The sequence below is a fragment of the Siminovitchia jepli genome (assembly GCF_047228825.1).
In the GTDB taxonomy this organism is placed as follows: Bacteria; Bacillota; Bacilli; order Bacillales; family Bacillaceae_C; genus Siminovitchia.
This window is the reverse complement of sequence record NZ_JBFEGN010000021.1, coordinates 1-17484: the sequence shown is the minus strand read 5'-3', so window position 1 is coordinate 17484 and position 17484 is coordinate 1. Positions and strand designations below refer to the sequence as shown.

The window sequence follows — 17484 nt, the reverse complement described above, 5'->3', positions numbered from 1 at the left end:
GAAAAATGCCAGCTGAAGGAGATTATTATATATGTGCATCATATTTGCCGCCTACAAATCCCACCCTGATTTTGATCTGATCGTTGCAGCCAACCGCGATGAATTTTACGGCAGGAAAGCCGCCCCGGCTCATTTTTGGGAAGACGAGCCTTCCATTCTTGCGGGCAGGGACTTGGAACAGATGGGCACATGGATGGGCGTGACGTTAAGCGGCCGGTTTGCGGCTTTGACGAATTACCGTCAACCAAACGAAGAACAGGAAAATAAACAATCGAGGGGACACATCGTCCGGGCATTTTTGGCCGGACAGGAAACACCGGCATCCTTTTTGGCCGGCCTCCAAAGAACACGGCAAAATTACCGCGGGTATAATCTTTTAGTGGGTGACCAACACTCATTGATGTATTATTCCAATATCGAAAACAAGGCAAAAGCATTGCGTCCCGGGGTTTACGGTCTGAGCAACCACTTTTTAAATACCCCGTGGCCCAAAGTGGAAAAAGGGAAGACATTTTTACATAAATTCATAGCCGAAAAAACATCGGATCATGAAAAGCTTTTTCAACTGCTTCGTGACAGTGAGCCTGCACGGGAAGACGACCTCCCCAAAACCGGGGTTCCGTTGGAGTTGGAAAAAACCCTCTCATCCATATTTATTCAAAGCCCCCATTACGGAACACGCTGCTCGACGGTACTTACCATCAGCAAAAAGGGGCATATGCAGCTGATTGAACGGACATATCCGAATCCGTTGAAAAATGAGCGCCAATATCAGTTTCATATTGGCGAATCTTTATAACGGAAATTTCAGGCAAATCCAAGTACAAAAGCTGTTCCCGCAAAATACCCGGAACAGCTTATTATTTTTTCGGCAAGTGTATGACAACCCCTTGAACGACGCGAATATTCTCATCCTCCACTTGCCCTTCTTTCTCATCTTCTTTCCTGCTCCAATTTTTGACCAGGTAAAAGAGGGCAATGCCGTAACTTACAAGCTGGATCGCTTTGAGCAGCCCCCCGCCCAGCTGCTGGTCATAAACAGCTGTCATCGATGGAATAAACCGGGTTGCCGTTGCTTCATAAACTGGATAATGCACCTGGCTGATAACAATCAATAGGAATATGCCGATCGGCATAAGCAATATCGCATTTAAAAAGATATAAGCCACCCTGGTGAAATAAGAAAATTGGTTGATTTCCGGAAGCGGCATGATGATCGTCCACCACATTAAAAATCCGGTAAAAACCAAAAATAGCTGGCTTATAGTTGTAAGAAGCAAACTTTCATGGATGATATTAAAAAATCTTGGAACAAAATAAGCCGTCAGGGCACCGTTAAATAAAAGGGCAGCCATCCATGGATGGCCGAATATTTTTATCGCCAATTTTAACCGGTGGTTCCAGAAATATTTTCTTGCCCACTCGGCCGGCATGCTTAAAATAAAGAGCGGCAATACGATAAATAAAAGGGCCATGATTTCAAAGACATGCGCACTGAACAAAAATTTGTCGGCTATTACTTTAAGCGGGCTCCCTTTCACTATGTAAAGAAAAGCGGCAGCAATATACAAGTAAGTGATCTGTCTCTTAGTTACAACATAACGGGAAGAAACAACCATTCTTTTATAATAGATAATTGACAATAGAACGACGGCAGCAAAAGTAACGGGGCTCCACAATTCCAACCATGAATAACCGGAAAGAATCCTCGTGTTCAAATAATTGGTCCCTCCTCTTCCGCATTTCACAACTTCCCCAGATTTTTACTTTTATCTTATCATGTATTTTTCAGCGCCGGAACCATTAGATGACAAATCCGTGAACGATCAATGAAAAAATGCTAAAATTGACCGGTATATAATGGAATAAATCTCGGAGCCGGCCATTAAACGCTCTTTTGAACAATTCTAATGGGAAGTCTGTTGTTAAATATATCGCATAAATTGGGAGGTATATGGATGCTTGATTTTTTTAAAGAGGTTAATCTGACGTGCTCGAATTGCGGAAGAGAGATAAAGGAAAACGAACCATTTACGGTTACACTTAAATTGCCAAGCAAAAAGAAAATGCCGGTCGGCGTTTTGGATAAGGTGCTTGTTAAGCATGCTGAAAAAATTTTATGCACCCAATGCCAATCGGTCTGCGTTTGAAAAATACCTGAAACCTCTCCCCATTGAAATGGGGAGGTTCCGGGACCCTAAAGGGTCACGGTTCCATTGCGACAAATCGCAATGGCGCGTGTGTACTTTTTGGCCTTCTGGCAGTCGTTCGTAAAGTAAATCCCGGAGCATTTGCTCCGGGAATGTCATTAGCTTCTCAATTCCGCCCCTGCTTTTTGCTGGACGGCTTCCACCACTTTTGCATGTGCTGCCGCCACTTCTTCGTCTGTGAGAGTTCTTTCGGGATCAGCGTACTTTAGTGAAAAAGCGATCGACTTTTTACCTTCCGGCATGTGCTCTCCCTCGTAAAGATCAAACACCCGAACATCCTTGAGCCATTTGCCGCCTGCTTTCTTAATAATGGATTCCAGCGCACCTGCATTCATCCCCTTGTCAACAACAAGGGCAATGTCCCTTGAAATGGACGGGAAACGGGGGATCGGTTCGTAATGCAATTCCGGATGCTCGTAATCAAATAGCGGTTCGGCCATTAATTCGAACAAAATCGTATTTTTCAAATCAAATTCTTTTTGCGTTTGCGGATGAAGCTGCCCGGCAAACCCGATTTCTTTACCGGCTAAATAGATTTGTGCCGTACGGCCGGGATGCATGCCTTCGATTTGGGCAGCCTTCCATTCAATTTCATGATCCAGGCCCAGTTTTTTGAACAGCCCTTCCAATATTCCTTTTGCCACGTAAAAGTCAACCGGTTTTTCCTCCCCTTGCCATGGATGGTCGACCCACAGGCCGGTCATGGCCCCGGCGATATGCTCTCTTTCTTCCGGTTGGCGGCCTTCCCCTTCGTTCAAGAAAACTGAGCCAATTTCGTAAAGGGCAACAGATTCATTTTTCCGGGCAGTATTGTACGACAAGGATTCCAATAATTGCGGAATAAGGCTTAACCGCAGCCGGCTGCGCTCCTCACTCATCGGCATGGCAAGCTTCACGGGTTCCCGATGTTCAATGGAGAACATCACTGATTTTTCTTCGCTTGTGAGCGAGTAGGTGATCGCTTGGAATAATCCTGCCCCTTCAAGCAGGTTTCTTGTCATTCTTCGTTTCTGCTGTATTTTGCTCAACCCGCCTGGGGTAGCTGCTCCTCTGGGCAACGTTTTCGGAAGTTTGTCGTAGCCGTAAAGCCGGGCTACTTCTTCAATTAAATCTTCTTCAATCGTAATGTCACCCCGTCGGGTCGGCACTGTAACGGTAAACAGGCTGCCTTCGACTTGTACATCGAATTGGAGGCGCCCAAAAATTTGCTTCACTTCTTCTTTGCTGATCTTGGTGCCGAGCACGCGGTTGATTTTTTCCAAAGAGACGGATACAACGGCAGGCTCAATGGTTAAATGATTGGCTTCGACAAGCCCTTGGAGGACGTCTCCACCGGCATATTTAGCCATTAATTGTGCCGCACGTTCCGCAGCGGGACGGACTCTTTCAGGATCAACGCCCCTTTCATAGCGCTGGCTTGCTTCACTTCTGAGCCCGTGATATTTGGATGTACGGCGGACCGGTTTCCCGGAAAAATAAGCGGATTCCAGTAAAATCGTTGTCGTGTCATCTTTTACTTCCGTGTCGGCGCCGCCCATCACGCCTGCCAAGGCAACCGGCACTTTGCCGTTAGTAATAACGAGCTGTTCGGAAGTCAATGTCCGCTCCGTGTAATCAAGTGTGACGATTTTTTCCCCGTCATGCGCCCGCCGCACAACGACCTCATTGGAACCGAACCGGTCATAATCAAAGGCGTGCAGCGGCTGGCCATATTCAAGCAAAATATAGTTGGTAATATCAACAACGTTGTTATGCGGCCGGATGCCGGCTGACATGAGTCGTGTTTGCATCCAAAGCGGTGACGGCCCGATTTTAACGTTTTTAATGATTTTGGCCGTGTACAGCGGATTGTCTTCCGGCGCTTCGATTGTGACGGAAACATAGCCTTCCGCTTTTTCATCTGATTCTTCCATTTCAATTTCCGGCAAACGGACATCCCGGTTGAGAATAGCCGCTGTTTCATAGGCCACCCCCAGCATATTGAGAGCGTCTGCCCGGTTTGGCGTCAAATCAAGCTCGAGCACTTCATCGTCCAAATTAAGCAGGGAAATCGCATCGGCACCGACTTCGACATCATCCGTAAAAACGTAAATACCATCGGTGAACTCTTTTGGAACGAGTTTCCCCTCAATGCCAAGCTCCTGAAGGGAACAAATCATGCCGTTTGATTCTTCTCCGCGAAGCTTTGCTTTTTTTATTTTAAAATTGCCCGGAAGAACCGCACCCGCTTTTGCAACAACGACCTTTTGTCCTTTGGCGACATTCGGTGCACCGCAAATGATTTGGACGGGCTCCCCTTCTCCGATATCCACGAGGCATTTTTTCAGTTTATCTGCTTGGGGATGCTGAACGCATTCCAGGACCTCCCCTACGACAATTCCTTTCAACCCTTTGCTTAACTGTTCGACACCATCTACTTCAATGCCGCTTCTCGTTATTTTTTCAGCAAGCTCTTTAGCTGACACATTTTCCAAGTCAACGTATTCCTGCAGCCATTTATATGAAACTAACATGTAATTTACCCTCCCGATCTATTCTTGGACAGCGAATTGTTGAAGAAAACGAATATCGTTTGTATAAAAATGACGTATATCATCGATGCCGTATTTTAACATGGCAATCCGGTCCGGCCCCATGCCAAAGGCAAAGCCGGTATATTTTGCCGAATCAAATCCCGCCATTTCCAGCACGTTCGGATGAACCATGCCTGCTCCCAAAACTTCTATCCAGCCGGTATGCTTGCATACCCGGCAGCCCTTTCCGCCGCATAGCTTACAGGTGATATCCATTTCCACGGATGGCTCGGTGAACGGGAAAAAGCTTGGACGCAAACGGATTTCCCGGTCCTCGCCGAACATTTTTTTTGCAAATACTTCAAGTGTTCCTTTCAAATCGCCCATCGTGATGTTTTCATCAACAACCAGCCCTTCAATTTGCATGAATTGGTGGGAATGGGTGGCATCGTCATTATCGCGCCGGTATACTTTCCCGGGGCAGATGATTTTGACAGGACCTTTCCCTTCATGTTTTTCCATCGTTCTCGCCTGGACGGGCGAAGTGTGGGTACGAAGCAAGATTTCCTCTGTAATATAGAAGGAATCTTGCATGTCGCGTGCCGGATGTCCTTTTGGCAAATTTAATGCTTCGAAGTTATAATAGTCATGCTCGACTTCCGGTCCCTCTGCAACTTTGTAACCCATGCCGATAAATAAATCCTCAATTTCCTCGATGATTTTCGTCAGCGGATGGCGATTCCCCATTTTAACGGGTCTGCCCGGAAGAGAAATATCGATCGTTTCCGATTCAAGTTTTTTAAGAACAGCTTCATTTTCCAGCTGTTCATGCTTGTTTTCAATCGCTTTCGTGATCGTCTCTCTGATCATGTTGGCGAGTGCCCCCATTTTCGGGCGCTCTTGTGCCGACAATTTCCCCATGCCCCTTAAAATTTCAGTAATCGGCCCTTTTTTTCCAAGATAAGCCACGCGAACCTGATTTAACTTTTTTAAATCAGCAGCAGCTTTCACTTCCTCAAGAGCTTTCCGCTCCAAGTCTTTTAACTTTTCCTCCATTTATGAAATCCTCCTTCGTTTATTGCAAATAAAAAAAGCCCGCCCCCAAGCAAGGGACGAGGCTATGGTCGCGGTACCACCCTTATAAACATGATCCATGTTCACTTCATTGTCATAACGGCCGTGCCGGGTCATCTTTACGCTGTTGTTCGTAAACAGCGGTCCCGATGCCAACTCGAGAGACGAACTTCACCTGGATTGTCACTAAAAGTGCTTGCAGTCAAGGCACTTTCTCCCTGTAAGCTTCCTCCGGCTACTTTTCTCTGTCATCGTTTTTGCATACATATGTTCATATTCGATATTCACATTATAGCCGTTCACTTTGAAAAATTCAAATCTTCTCAAACCCTTTCCCGGCCTTCTGCGCTTTTTCATTTAAAGGGAGATCCAACAAGGTCTCCGAAGATTAAACTTGCTTCAGTTTTTTCGTTTTCTGTTTAAATACTTGATCATTTTGGATTCGAGCGAATGGACAGGAAAGGTATTTAGAGAAAAAAGTCTATGTACGCAAATAATACATCAGAATGCCCGCCGCTACTGCAACATTCAGCGACTCGCTTTTTCCGTAAATGGGGATAAACACATTTTTATCGGTCACGTCTAGAACTTCTTCCGAAACTCCCGCCCCTTCGTTTCCGACGATTAAAGCGAATGCCTCAGAAGGCGCTGCTTCCTTATAGGGGGCAGCCCGGCAAAGAGCCGTGCCGTATACCGGTATGTCATGAGATTTGAAGCGTTCAATCCATTCCCGCAAGCTTCCCGAAGCGAATTTTAGATGAAAATGGCTGCCCTGGGCCGAGCGAATCACTTTTGGATTATACAAGTCGCCTGTACCTTCCCCGAATATCACGGCATCCAGTCCTGCCGCATCAGCCGTTCGGATCATCGTTCCGATATTGCCGGGATCCTGCACTCCGTCCAAAAGCAAAAAGCGTTTATGTACCGCGGGGTCAGGTTCTGATACATTTTTTTTACAAACAGCAAAAATTCCTTGTGGTGTTTCCGTTGCCGAAATGGTCCGGCTGATTTCAGAGGAAATAAAAGTGACAGGAATCTGCTCTTCTATGGCAATATCCGGAACCGGCAGGCTGTTCTGAAGCATCAGTTCGATAATATGGTCTGTTTTCAAAGCTTCTTCGATAAGATGGTTGCCCTCTATCAAATAGGTGCCCGTTTTGTCGCGCCCTTTTTTTGTGTGTAGTTTTTTCCACTCTTTTACCCGCGGATTTTTTGAAGACTGCAATACGTCCATGACAAAGGATTTCCTTTCTGGTTTTTATCATTATACATAATTCCGCTTGTTTGCGAAAAGCTAATAAAAAGATTTGAAAAAGGAGCCAAAAGGATGGATATTAATATTCGAAAAGCCGTCATCCATAACGTATCGGATAATGACCAGGCGCAATTGCGGGATACGATCGTCGATGCCATACAGCGCGGAGAAGAAAAATTGCTTCCTGGGCTGGGAGTTCTTTTTGAAGTCATTTGGCAAAATGCCGATGAACCAGAAAAGAACAGGATGATCGAAACGCTGGAACAAGGTTTGAAACATTAAAAGCGGCCAAAAGCCGCTTTTTTATTTAAAAGAACATCTTAAAGGTCAACAAACCATAATGAGAGGCTACCCCGAAAACGACTGACCACAGCGCCAGGCTGATCGTCATCCACAGCAAGGTCCAATTTCTCGTGGCCCCCAGCGTTAAGCCGATAAAAGCCGCAATGTGGATGCCAATTAAAATCGGTCCAAGCAGGCTGAGGCCTGGCAAACCGTATTTGTTCCAGATTTTCTTGGCTCTCTCCTGCCGCTTTCCGGGTGGTGTCTGCGTCCCTTTTTTCCTGTTCCAAAATTCTTTGATTTTCTCAAATAAATATATGACTAAAATGACCGTTGACCAATTGCCAAGAAATGCAACAGCCACTACCAAAGAGGGGGACAGCCCCCGAATAATGCCGAGCGGTATGGCAACAACGGCTTCAATCCATGGCACGGCTGCCAATAAAAAAATGACTGCATATTCCCATAAACTTTCCATCGTTTCTCCTTATCAGTGAAAAAAAGGATCGGGCTTCCTCGTTTTTCCTTCTCTATTCATAAATCATTTTTTCTGTCGTCTCCCGATCCAATCTTTTAACGACCTCTGTAATTAATTTCACTGCATTTTCATAGTCATCGCGATGCAAAATCGCCCCGTGTGTATGAATGTAGCGGGTTGCGATCGTAATGGCAAGGGACGGTACACCTTCTCCCGTTAAATGTGTAGACCCGGCATCCGTTCCGCCTCCGGGCATTGCATCAAACTGATAAGGTATATTGAGTTCATCCCCGATCTTCGTGACAAAATTCCGCAGCCCTTTGTGGGAAACCAAAGACGCATCGTATAAAATGATTTGCGGGCCCTCGCCCATTTTGGCCATCGCTTCTTTTTCCGATACTCCTGGCGTGTCTCCTGCAACACCTACATCAACCGCAATCGCAATATCAGGTTTAATGCGGTTAGCCGCCGTTTTGGCACCTCTTAAGCCGACTTCCTCCTGAACGGTGCCGACCCCATACACAACGTTTGAATGCTTTTCATTCTTCAGGTTTTTCAGTACATCAATCGCTATTGCGCAGCCAATCCGGTTATCCCATGCTTTGGCAAGGAGCATTTTTTCGTTTTTTAGTACGGTGAATTCGAAGGACGGTACAATCATGTCCCCGGGACGGACTCCCCACTCTTTCGCCTCTTCCTTGCTGGATGCGCCAATATCAATAAACATATCCTTGATTTCAACCGGCTTCTTTCTCGCTTCGGCAGATAATATATGAGGAGGCTTGGATCCGATCACTCCCGTTATGTCGCCGTTGGCCGTCACTACTGTCACCCGCTGGGCCAGCATCACCTGTGACCACCAGCCGCCAACAGTCTGAAAACGCAAAAATCCTTTGTCGTCAATTTGGGTCACCATGAATCCGACCTCATCCAAATGGCCGGCAATCATGATTTTCGGTCCATTGGCGTCACCCGTTTTTTTGGCAATCAAGCTGCCAAGGCCATCGGTAGTGATTTCATCACTATAGGGAGTTATGTACTTTTCCATCACTTCACGCGGTTCGCGTTCATTTCCGGCTATGCCTTTTGCGTCGGTTAATTCTTTCAACATCTTCAACGTTTCATCCAAATGGGTCATTTTAACTCATCCCTCCATTGATCCAGACTGTCCCTCTCATTATAATCGAATTGCTTGGTCGGCAAAAGGATTTTAATATCCTTCATCCTGGCGTTTATAGTTTACCTTGTTTTTCATTTTATACGCCTCTTGCACTTCATCCATCGAAAATCCGAGTGATTGTCCCAAAACAAAATATTGGCGGAGAAGCTGTTCGTAATCCTCCGCGCTTCTCGATTGGCGCAGGGCATTTACTCGTTCGAATACTGCAAGAAACCCACGGACCAGGTCCTCATTTCCAACATGGGAGACGACGGAAAAATCTTTGTCCTCGAACCCGAGGTCAAGCCCGATCGATAAAATAAAATGAATACCGTCGACAAATTCCTCTAAAATCTCTTCCCGTTCCGATGCCGGCTTTTTGCTCCAAAATTTAAAGCATCTTGTTTCATTCGCCAATTCCCCAATTTCGACGAGCAAAGCCAATATTTTTTTTTCTGTTACATCTTCTTCGTGCAAACCATGATTTGTTTCTATATAGCGGTCCAGCTCTCGCTGCATGGCAAACCAATCGTGAAAGGTCATTTTGGACACTCCTCTTTTTTTAAAAAATTATACCAAAAATGAAACCTTTTCGCTCGGTTGTGCGTATATGGGGTATGATATTGAATGGGAGGAATCGTCATGATTTTGCTGCTCAGGATCGCTATTTTGGCACTAATTATTTATTTATTTTATGCAGCAGTCAAGTTTATTACCGATCCGAAAAGAAAGCTGGAAAGCGCCCATGAACAAAAGCGATTCTTTTTTTATGATATCCCTGACAACATAAGAAAGAATTTTCTTGTTACTTATAAAGGTGTCATGTTTGAGGGTGAAAAATATTTGGGGACAACTGACAAGTCATTTGAAGTCGTGTCCATTTTTGTTTTTCCGCATAACAATGATTTGCTTCATGGGCTCGGCTATGAAGATTTTGTTTTCATTGAAAACGAAATCCAGCTGCGCTATCCGAATGCAGTGATTGACTGGAAAAGCCCGATCAAAGAATTGCTGGAAAAAAATCGAAATCATTAATTAGGCCGAATGGTGGCCAAAAAAATCTGCCCATTTAATGATACTGACTTTTTCCCTCAGTATATAGACTAAAATAAACAGTGAGAGAACAATCATTGTGGCCATGAACGGTGAAAAGCGGGTAATAAATTCTCCAAATACAGTATAGAAAAAAGCAAGCGGCAAATTGGTTGCTAGAGTTCCCCTCATGAACCCGCGAAAATCGGGCCTTCTTTCCAAAAGGCAAACATTGAGCAAATGGTAATGGAAAAAGGGAATAAGCCTGAGGACAGCAATTTGGCCAACCGTCAATTTTGTGTAGGGACCGAACCATTTCATTTTAACGGACATCAGTTTGGAGCGGGTTCTGTGCAACTTGCCAATGCAAAAATAAAATATGGCTGAAAGGACGAGCAAACCTGTCAAGGAATAAACCGTTCCCAATAAACTTCCGAACATCATGCCGCCAGCCATGCAAACAAGCACGACGGGAATGAACATAAACTGCCTGACAACGTGGAAAAGAATAAAGAGTACCGGAGCAAACATGCCGCTGTCCTGCACGAGTGAAAGCATCAACAATAATTGCTCATCCAAGGTGATCACCTGCTTTCCTCTACAATTGTATTTTTATATGGTGCGGGTTATGACTGGCGGATGGGAAGAAGCAACAAAGTAATCTCTGTTCCTCGACGGAAAAATCTTGGGTTGTTCGGACCTCATGAGTTCTAGAAGACCGGTTTTCGGGTTGGGGTTCACCGTTTTGCTCTATGTGACTCAAATGACGAATTTTCACCCTTTAATCTCACTTAGAATCACTTTACGTGACCCTAAGATGGGTTTTTACCCTTTTATACGCTAAACAATGAAAAAACCATCCCAATCAAGGGATGGTTTTTAGAATTCCGTTTTTTTACAATGCAGATTTTGCTTTGTTTGCCAGTTCTGCAAATGCTTTTTCGTCAGAAACAGCAAGGTCTGCAAGCATTTTGCGGTTTACTTCAATGCCGGCAACTTTCAAGCCGTGCATTAAGCGGCTGTATGAAAGGCCGTTCGTCCGGGCTGCGGCGTTAATACGCGTGATCCAAAGTTTGCGAAAATCGCGCTTTTTGTTTCTGCGGTCGCGATACGCATACATGTAGGATTTCATGACTTGTTGATTGGCAACTTTGTATAATCTATGTTTGGAACCGTAATAACCTTTGGCTAATTTTAATACTTTCTTGCGACGTCTGCGAGTAACTGTCCCGCCTTTTACACGTGGCATTGAATTTCCCTCCTATGATGAATTGCTCAATGAATTATTTAATGTTGTCAAGAAGGTGACGGATTCTGCGGAAGTCACCCTTTGAAACGAGCGCTGATTTGCGCAATTTGCGTTTTTGTTTTGTAGATTTGTTTGCAGCCAAATGGCTTGTGTATGCATGTGAACGCTTCAATTGTCCTGAAGCTGTTTTCTTAAAGCGTTTCGCCGCGCCGCGGTGTGTTTTCATTTTAGGCATATAGATTTCCTCCTCAAAACATTACTTTTCATTTTTCGGTGCTAACACCAAGAACATGCTTCTGCCATCCATTCGCGGTTTTGACTCGACCGTAGCCACATCGTTGCATTCTTCGGCAAAACGGTTCAAAACTTCCTGGCCAATCTCTTTATGGGTAATGGCCCGTCCCCGGAAACGAATGGAAGCTTTCACTTTATCTCCTTTTTCAAGAAATTTTCTTCCGTTGCGGAGTTTCGTGTTAAAATCATGTTCATCAATTGTGGGACTCAAACGAACTTCCTTTACATTGATCACTTTTTGGTTTTTGCGCGCTTCTTTTTCCCGTTTTTGCTGTTCAAAACGATACTTTCCATAGTCCATGATTCTCGCTACAGGCGGTTTCGCATTCGGTGCAACAAGCACGAGATCAAGGTTGGCACGCGCAGCAATATCAAGCGCTTCATTGCGGGATTTTACTCCGAGCTGATTGCCATTTTGATCAATGAGACGAAGTTCACGGGCACGAATGCCCTCATTTACAAACATATCTTTGCTAATAGTTAGCCACCTCCAAGTTTTTTTAAGAATACTTTGTTTGGTAAAACGGGCTGTTTGATCGTTCATTCATTTGCTTTTTCGCCTATTTTTTAAAAACATCCAAACAAAAAAACGCGGGATGCAAGGCACCCGCGCTATTATCACTTATCATGTAAAATGTGAAAAATAGATATAAATTCGTAACCTGTCAACAGCCAAATCGCGTCAATCAGGCGAGAAGCGGGCAGCTCCTGCTTACACAAACGAGTATTCGATTACCTACGTTAATGTACCATAAGCAAGGAGATTTGTCAAAGGGCACAAGCTTCGGAATTCCGGAAAATCTTTCATCCAATCACCGCAAAGGCTGACATGAGACATTTTGAACCCCTTTTGTAGCTAAAACAACCTTAATGCAATCAAAAAAGAGGCACTGACTCCTTTGTCCATTTTTTCAATTTCGCAAAAGAAAGCGCTTGCTAAGATATATAAAATAATATATGATTGTGTGTAAAGAAGAGGGCGGGCAAGCTTTTAAGGAGGTGATGTTACAAGGACAAACCGGGATTTTCCAATAAAACTATTAACATTCTAAAAAGGAAATGAAAAACGTGCAGCTTGGATGACGCAGATGGATTGAAGTTGGATTCTTCATGCAACTCACACTTATTTTACTTTATTCAGGGGGAAAGTATATGAAGAACATGAAAAAATGGTTTTTCAGCCTGCTTGTCATTATTTTGGCTGCAGGAATGGCGGCATGCGGAAATAAAGAAGAGGCCTCGAAAGGAAGTTCCGGCAGCAAAGATGGATCCGAAGAAATTAAAATCGGAAGCATCATAGATGCATCAGGCAGTGCTGCTCCACTTGGAAAACCGGAAGAAGAAACAATGAAAATGATCATTGATGAAGTGAATGAACAAGGGGGAGTCGACGGAAAGAAAATTAAACTGATTTCCATTGATTCAAAATCCGACCAAAACGAAGCAGTTTTGGGTATGAAAAAATTGATTGAACAAGAAAAGGTGACAGCCATCATCGGTGGAACAATTAGCGGTAACAGCCTGGCGATGATTCCACTTGCTGAAAAAGCCCAGGTTCCATACATTTCTCTTGCTTCGAGCAAACAGGTAAATAAGCCGGATGACAATTCACCGCGTGAGTGGACTTTCAAGACCGCCCAAGGTGATGATGTTGTCATCCCGAAATTGTTGGAATATTTGGAAGGGAATAAATTAAATAAAGTTGCCTGGTTGAGTGTTGCGAATTCATACGGTACAAGCGGCCATGAAGAATTCGAAAAACTCAAAGGCGAATACAATGTTGAAACAGTTATTGAAGAAGAGTTCGAAGCGACTGTAAACGATGCAAAATCAATGCTTACAAGAGTCAAAAAAGCTGCTCCCCAAGCGATTATTGTCTGGGGAACAGCCCAGGAGTCTGCAGTAGTGACAAAGAATATCCGTGAGATTGGTTTGGATGTACCGATTATTGAGAGTCATGGTATCGCTACGAAAGAATTTATCGAACTTGCCGGGGATGCGGCGAACGGCGTCATCTTCCCTGCCGGAAAGCTGCTTGTTGTCGATGATCTCGAGGACAGTGATCCGCAAAAAGAAGTGTTGAATCACTATAAAGAAAGCTATGAAGGCAAGTTTGACAAAGCGGCAAGCACTTTTGGCGGTCATGTCTATGATGCAGTCCATATGTTGACCAAAGCATTGGAGGAAGCAGGAACTGATAAGAAAAAGCTGCGGGATGCATTGGAGAAAACCGAAGGCTTTGCCGGTACATCCGGTGTGTTCAACATGTCGGCTGATGATCATAACGGGCTTAAATCCGACAGCTTGGCAATGATTGAAATCAAGGATGGCGAATGGACAAAAGTAGAGTGATCTTGTGGCAGGGAATTTGGTCTATTCCCTGCTTCTCCTTAATGACAGCCTTTTTTACAATAACCATGAAAGGAGTTTAGATGATGGAGCTTTTAACCCAAATACTGCAATTGATTTTATCAGGCTTAACGATTGGGAGTATTTATGCTCTTATCGCTATCGGTTTTGTTATAACATATAATATTACCGGCGTCCTGAATTTTGCCCAGGGAGAATTTGCCATGCTTGGCGCCATGCTGGCTATCACCTTTGTTTCCATGGATATGCCCATGCCGGTCGGAATTATTTTAAGTATCTTGATTGTCGTTCTGATAGGCGGTATTTTTGAGAGGACTGCCATTTATCCTGCAAGGAATTCCTCATTGCCCACTCTCATCATCATTACAATCGGAGTAGCCATTGCCATGCGCGGGCTGGCCATCTTACTTTGGGGAACCCAGCCAAAATCACTGGCCCCGTTCACTCAAAACGATCCAATCAATATCATGAACGCTGTTTTGCTTCCCCAAAGCATGTGGGCCATCGGGATATCGGTCATCAGTTTGATTGCGATGTTCTACTTTTTCAATAAAACGATTGTAGGGAAAGCCGTTACGGCTTGTGTGGTCAATCGCAGCGCTGCGCGGTTGATGGGCATCAAACCAGAATGGATGTCCTTTCTCTCTATTTCCGTCAGTGCCGGATTGGGGGCGGTTGCCGGAATTATCATCGCCCCGATTTCAGGAGCCTCTTATGAGATGGGCCTCATGCTCGGAGTAAAAGCTTTTGTTGCAGCTGTCATAGGCGGATTGACCAATGCTCCTGCAGCCATTATCGGGGCTTTCTTGATCGGTATTTTAGAATCGTTCACCGAAGGCCTGTGGACATCGGGTTACAAGGATGCAGTCATTTTTGCCTTGCTATTATTGGTTTTATTTTTCAAGCCAAGCGGGCTATTTGCAAAAGCAAGTGGAAAGCGGGTATAGCATATATGATTGATAAAAATAGCCAGCAAAAACAATTGATCGGAATCACCATATTGGTTGTCGCCCTTGCTATCATTCCATTTTTTGCAAACTCTTTCATGCTCAGCGTCATGATTATGATCGGTTTATACGCTATTGTCACCTCCGGATTGACGATGCTCATGGGGTATGCTGGCCAAATTTCATTGGGGCACGCAGCGTTCTATGGAATCGGGGCTTATTCGGCAGCCATTGTCACAGGTACGTACGGTTTGCCAAGTGTATTGGGCATTCTGACAGGAGTTGTTATTGCTTCTGTGATTGCCGTCATCATCGGAATACCGACTTTGAAACTTAAGGAAAACTATTTGGCCCTTGCAACGCTGGGCTTCGGCATTATTATTTTTGTGTTCTTTAAAGAGTTTAAAAAGCTTACAGGCGGGTTGAACGGATTTTTTGGAATTCCTTCATTCGAGTTATTTGGCTTTTCATTCAATACAGACTTGAAGTTCTATTATTTGGTTTGGCTTATCCTGCTTTTAAGTATCCTGTTTTCCAGCAATATCATCCATTCCAGGGTCGGAAGAGCTTTAAGGTCCATCCACGGAAGCGATATTGCCGCCAATTCTATCGGCGTCAATATTCAGCAATATAAATTGAAGGTGTTCGTCCTGAGTGCAATATATGCCTCCATTGCCGGCAGCCTGTATGCACACTATGTCTCCTTTATCAATCCGGAATTATTTACAGCCATGGAATCGATCAGCCTGTTAATTATGGTTGTCATAGGCGGTTCCTCAAGTATTTGGGGCGGAATGATCGGAGCGGTAGTGTATGTTCTGCTGAATGAAGGATTAAAGGATATTGTCCCAACAATCCTCCCAAGTGTGGGCGGGGAATTTCAGATTATCTTTTTCGGCATATTGCTGGTAGTCATTTTGATTTATATGCCTCAGGGGCTTGCGCCGGTATTGGGAAAACTGTGGAATATGATTCCTTTTCCCAGGAAAAGAGAACATCCATCCATCGAGAAAAAGAATGAACCTAAAATATCGGCAGGAGGTAATGAATAAATGAGTAATGCCTTGCTGGAAGTAAAAGGACTGACAAAATCATTTGGAGGCGTCGTGGCGGTAAGTAACGTCGACTTTCATCTTAATCCGGGAGAAATCATGGCAGTTATCGGACCAAATGGTGCCGGAAAAACAACATTGTTCAACATGATTACAGGTGTGTTGCCTCCCACATCAGGCAAGGTTTATTTCAACAAGGAGGAAATAACAGGAAAGCAGCCTTTTCAAATCGCAAAAGCAGGCATTACAAGGACCTTTCAAAACTTGCAGGTATTTGAGAATATGACTGTCGTAGAGAACGTGATGACTGGTGTCCACTGCCGTTTGAAAACCGGTTTTGTCACATCCGGATTCCGCCTGCCGCTTGTAAAAAGGGAAGAAAAACAAGCCTATGATATTGCCATGCATTACTTGGAAAAAATGGGAATTGCCGATCTGGCCCATGAGGACGCCAAAGTTCTCCCCTACGGCAACCAGCGTTTATTGGAAATCGCAAGGGCTGCAGCTTCTTCCCCGAAATTGATCTTGCTGGATGAACCGATGGCCGGCTTAAACCCCCAGGAATCGGCACAACTTGTCCAGGTTATACGGAAAATGAGAGCTGAAGGCATGTCGTTCCTTTTTGTAGAGCACGATATGGAGACGGTAATGGGGATATCCGACCGGATTGTAGTCATAGATTACGGCAAAAAAATCGCCGAAGGGACGCCCGCCGAAATCTATGAAAATGAAAAAGTAATTGCCGCCTACTTGGGAACTGATGACGAGGAGGCGATATAGGTGCTGCAGGTCAATAACATTCATACGTATCATGGGTTCTTGCATGTGTTAAAAGGCATTTCTTTTGAACTGGAAAAAGGTGAAATCTTTGCCATCGTCGGTTCCAATGGCGCCGGAAAAAGCACATTGCTCGGCACCATTGCAGGGGTCTATCTTCAAAAAGAAGGAGATATCATCTACGAAGGCCGGGACATTGGCAAAAAGAAAGTTGAGGAAATTGTCAAACAGGGCATTTGCCTCGTTCCCGAACGCCGGCAAATATTTGATGCCCTTTCAGTTAAAGACAACTTGATACTTGGAGCCTACCATCGCATGAAAGAAAGTAAAAAAACTTTGCAAAAGGACATCGACCGCTGTTATGAACTGTTCCCGAAGTTAAAAACAATGGAAGACCGTCACGGCGGGCTGTTGAGCGGCGGCGAACAGCAGATGCTTGCCATTGCCCGCGGGTTGATGTCCAATCCGAAGCTTATGATGCTTGATGAACCCTCATTGGGGCTGGCTCCTTTGATTGTAAAAGACATTATGAACATACTTGACCATCTTCGGGAGGATTTCAATACAACAATCATCCTGGTGGAACAAAATGTCAAGGCCGCTTTGAAGGTAGCGGACCGTGCCTGTGTCATTGAGCGGGGAGAAATTGTCATGAAAGGAAATGCAAAAGATCTAATGAAGGATCCGCGCGTCAGGGACGCTTATCTGGGAGGAAAATCAAAACCACCAGTGTGAACTGGTGGTTTGCTCTGCGGCTGAAAGCCTCTCTTACCGGCCTCGGCCTAAAAGGCC

At 44.7% G+C, this 17484-nt stretch carries 20 protein-coding genes and 2 other annotated features; of the genes, 9 read left to right on the top strand and 11 right to left on the bottom strand.

Features of this window, described 5'->3' with window-relative positions; translation table 11 throughout:
* The first annotated feature begins 31 nt into the window (after positions 1-31).
* Positions 32-799, top strand: a complete 768-nt coding sequence (locus AB1L08_RS09745; RefSeq protein WP_413064460.1) for an NRDE family protein — start codon at positions 32-34, stop codon at positions 797-799.
* A 61-nt stretch (positions 800-860) separates the two neighbouring features.
* Here AB1L08_RS09745 and AB1L08_RS09740 read toward each other — a convergent pair whose 3' ends face one another.
* The gene (locus tag AB1L08_RS09740) at positions 861-1718 is read right to left on the bottom strand and encodes a cytochrome c oxidase assembly protein (protein WP_413064459.1); all 858 of its coding nucleotides are present in this window, start codon (positions 1716-1718) and stop codon (positions 861-863) included.
* Positions 1719-1958: 240 nt separating this feature from the next.
* Here AB1L08_RS09740 and AB1L08_RS09735 point away from each other — a divergent pair, with 240 nt between their 5' ends.
* The gene (locus AB1L08_RS09735; RefSeq protein ID WP_413064458.1) at positions 1959-2150 is read left to right on the top strand and encodes a hypothetical protein; all 192 of its coding nucleotides are present in this window, start codon (positions 1959-1961) and stop codon (positions 2148-2150) included.
* Positions 2151-2308: 158 nt separating this feature from the next.
* On the opposite strand, the gene pheT is transcribed toward AB1L08_RS09735, so the two are convergent.
* The 3 genes from pheT to AB1L08_RS09720 all read right to left on the bottom strand — a co-directional run bounded on the left by pheT (position 2309) and on the right by AB1L08_RS09720 (position 7031).
* The gene (gene pheT / locus AB1L08_RS09730) at positions 2309-4723 is read right to left on the bottom strand and encodes a phenylalanine--tRNA ligase subunit beta (RefSeq protein WP_413064457.1); all 2415 of its coding nucleotides are present in this window, start codon (positions 4721-4723) and stop codon (positions 2309-2311) included.
* An 18-nt stretch (positions 4724-4741) separates the two neighbouring features.
* A complete protein-coding gene (gene pheS, locus AB1L08_RS09725) occupies positions 4742-5779 on the bottom strand; it encodes a phenylalanine--tRNA ligase subunit alpha (protein WP_413064456.1) in 1038 nt (345 codons plus the stop codon).
* A gap of 49 nt (positions 5780-5828) precedes the next feature.
* Positions 5829-6058, bottom strand: a binding site (T-box leader).
* Between the two features lie 220 nt (positions 6059-6278).
* A complete protein-coding gene (locus tag AB1L08_RS09720) occupies positions 6279-7031 on the bottom strand; it encodes a TrmH family RNA methyltransferase (protein ID WP_413064455.1) in 753 nt (250 codons plus the stop codon).
* A gap of 93 nt (positions 7032-7124) precedes the next feature.
* Between AB1L08_RS09720 and sspI the strand changes: the two genes are divergently transcribed.
* Positions 7125-7334 (top strand): small acid-soluble spore protein SspI, encoded by a 210-nt coding sequence (gene sspI / locus AB1L08_RS09715; RefSeq protein ID WP_413064454.1) that lies wholly within the window; start codon positions 7125-7127, stop codon positions 7332-7334.
* 25 nt (positions 7335-7359) lie between these two features.
* Here the strand turns inward: sspI and AB1L08_RS09710 are convergent, their stop codons facing one another.
* The 3 genes from AB1L08_RS09710 to AB1L08_RS09700 form a co-directional block, all read right to left on the bottom strand.
* Positions 7360-7812 (bottom strand): small multi-drug export protein, encoded by a 453-nt coding sequence (locus tag AB1L08_RS09710; RefSeq protein ID WP_413064453.1) that lies wholly within the window; start codon positions 7810-7812, stop codon positions 7360-7362.
* Positions 7813-7864: 52 nt separating this feature from the next.
* Positions 7865-8950, bottom strand: coding sequence for a M42 family metallopeptidase (locus AB1L08_RS09705; protein WP_413064452.1), 1086 nt, complete (start codon positions 8948-8950; stop codon positions 7865-7867).
* A gap of 72 nt (positions 8951-9022) precedes the next feature.
* On the bottom strand, positions 9023-9514 hold the full coding sequence (locus tag AB1L08_RS09700; protein WP_413064451.1) for a dUTP diphosphatase: 492 nt from the start codon (positions 9512-9514) through the stop codon (positions 9023-9025).
* 99 nt (positions 9515-9613) lie between these two features.
* On the opposite strand from AB1L08_RS09700, the gene AB1L08_RS09695 reads away from it, so the two are divergent.
* Positions 9614-10006, top strand: a complete 393-nt coding sequence (locus tag AB1L08_RS09695) for a sigma-w pathway protein ysdB (RefSeq protein WP_413064450.1) — start codon at positions 9614-9616, stop codon at positions 10004-10006.
* Here AB1L08_RS09695 and AB1L08_RS09690 read toward each other — a convergent pair whose 3' ends face one another.
* From AB1L08_RS09690 to infC, 4 genes are all read right to left on the bottom strand, one after another.
* Positions 10007-10582 carry a TVP38/TMEM64 family protein gene (locus tag AB1L08_RS09690; protein ID WP_413064449.1) on the bottom strand — a complete coding sequence of 192 codons (576 nt, stop codon included), beginning with the start codon at positions 10580-10582 and terminating at the stop codon, positions 10007-10009.
* A gap of 316 nt (positions 10583-10898) precedes the next feature.
* Positions 10899-11252 (bottom strand): 50S ribosomal protein L20, encoded by a 354-nt coding sequence (gene rplT / locus AB1L08_RS09685; protein ID WP_413064448.1) that lies wholly within the window; start codon positions 11250-11252, stop codon positions 10899-10901.
* Between the two features lie 34 nt (positions 11253-11286).
* Positions 11287-11487: a 50S ribosomal protein L35 gene (rpmI, locus tag AB1L08_RS09680; RefSeq protein WP_077110124.1), complete on the bottom strand. Its 201-nt coding sequence runs from the start codon at positions 11485-11487 to the stop codon at positions 11287-11289.
* A gap of 21 nt (positions 11488-11508) precedes the next feature.
* A complete protein-coding gene (gene infC / locus AB1L08_RS09675) occupies positions 11509-12012 on the bottom strand; it encodes a translation initiation factor IF-3 (protein WP_413064483.1) in 504 nt (167 codons plus the stop codon).
* Between the two features lie 111 nt (positions 12013-12123).
* Positions 12124-12266, bottom strand: a sequence feature (ribosomal protein L20 leader region).
* Between the two features lie 441 nt (positions 12267-12707).
* On the opposite strand from infC, the gene AB1L08_RS09670 reads away from it, so the two are divergent.
* From AB1L08_RS09670 to AB1L08_RS09650, 5 genes are all read left to right on the top strand, one after another.
* Positions 12708-13898 carry an ABC transporter substrate-binding protein gene (locus AB1L08_RS09670; protein ID WP_413064482.1) on the top strand — a complete coding sequence of 397 codons (1191 nt, stop codon included), beginning with the start codon at positions 12708-12710 and terminating at the stop codon, positions 13896-13898.
* An 83-nt stretch (positions 13899-13981) separates the two neighbouring features.
* Complete coding sequence (locus AB1L08_RS09665) at positions 13982-14863, top strand: branched-chain amino acid ABC transporter permease (RefSeq protein ID WP_413064447.1); 882 nt, start codon at positions 13982-13984, stop codon at positions 14861-14863.
* Between the two features lie 5 nt (positions 14864-14868).
* Positions 14869-15915: a branched-chain amino acid ABC transporter permease gene (locus AB1L08_RS09660; protein WP_413064446.1), complete on the top strand. Its 1047-nt coding sequence runs from the start codon at positions 14869-14871 to the stop codon at positions 15913-15915.
* A complete protein-coding gene (locus AB1L08_RS09655) occupies positions 15916-16695 on the top strand; it encodes an ABC transporter ATP-binding protein (RefSeq protein WP_413064445.1) in 780 nt (259 codons plus the stop codon).
* Entirely contained in the window at positions 16696-17427 is a 732-nt protein-coding gene (locus AB1L08_RS09650; RefSeq protein WP_413064444.1) for an ABC transporter ATP-binding protein, read from the top strand.
* Positions 17428-17484 lie beyond the last annotated feature (57 nt).

Bases quoted from the DNA above. Each gene is read 5' to 3' on its own strand.
- AB1L08_RS09745 (WP_413064460.1), top strand. From the start codon at position 32: ATGTGCATCATATTTGCCGCCTACAAATCCCACCCTGATTTTGATCTG.
- AB1L08_RS09735 (WP_413064458.1), top strand. From the start codon at position 1,959: ATGCTTGATTTTTTTAAAGAGGTTAATCTGACGTGCTCGAATTGCGGA.
- pheT (WP_413064457.1), bottom strand. From the start codon at position 4,723: ATGTTAGTTTCATATAAATGGCTGCAGGAATACGTTGACTTGGAAAAT.
- pheS (WP_413064456.1), bottom strand. From the start codon at position 5,779: ATGGAGGAAAAGTTAAAAGACTTGGAGCGGAAAGCTCTTGAGGAAGTG.
- AB1L08_RS09720 (WP_413064455.1), bottom strand. From the start codon at position 7,031: ATGGACGTATTGCAGTCTTCAAAAAATCCGCGGGTAAAAGAGTGGAAA.
- sspI (WP_413064454.1), top strand. From the start codon at position 7,125: ATGGATATTAATATTCGAAAAGCCGTCATCCATAACGTATCGGATAAT.
- AB1L08_RS09710 (WP_413064453.1), bottom strand. From the start codon at position 7,812: ATGGAAAGTTTATGGGAATATGCAGTCATTTTTTTATTGGCAGCCGTG.
- AB1L08_RS09705 (WP_413064452.1), bottom strand. From the start codon at position 8,950: ATGACCCATTTGGATGAAACGTTGAAGATGTTGAAAGAATTAACCGAC.
- AB1L08_RS09700 (WP_413064451.1), bottom strand. From the start codon at position 9,514: ATGACCTTTCACGATTGGTTTGCCATGCAGCGAGAGCTGGACCGCTAT.
- AB1L08_RS09695 (WP_413064450.1), top strand. From the start codon at position 9,614: ATGATTTTGCTGCTCAGGATCGCTATTTTGGCACTAATTATTTATTTA.
- rplT (WP_413064448.1), bottom strand. From the start codon at position 11,252: ATGCCACGTGTAAAAGGCGGGACAGTTACTCGCAGACGTCGCAAGAAA.
- rpmI (WP_077110124.1), bottom strand. From the start codon at position 11,487: ATGCCTAAAATGAAAACACACCGCGGCGCGGCGAAACGCTTTAAGAAA.
- infC (WP_413064483.1), bottom strand. From the start codon at position 12,012: ATGTTTGTAAATGAGGGCATTCGTGCCCGTGAACTTCGTCTCATTGAT.
- AB1L08_RS09670 (WP_413064482.1), top strand. From the start codon at position 12,708: ATGAAAAAATGGTTTTTCAGCCTGCTTGTCATTATTTTGGCTGCAGGA.
- AB1L08_RS09665 (WP_413064447.1), top strand. From the start codon at position 13,982: ATGGAGCTTTTAACCCAAATACTGCAATTGATTTTATCAGGCTTAACG.
- AB1L08_RS09660 (WP_413064446.1), top strand. From the start codon at position 14,869: ATGATTGATAAAAATAGCCAGCAAAAACAATTGATCGGAATCACCATA.
- AB1L08_RS09655 (WP_413064445.1), top strand. From the start codon at position 15,916: ATGAGTAATGCCTTGCTGGAAGTAAAAGGACTGACAAAATCATTTGGA.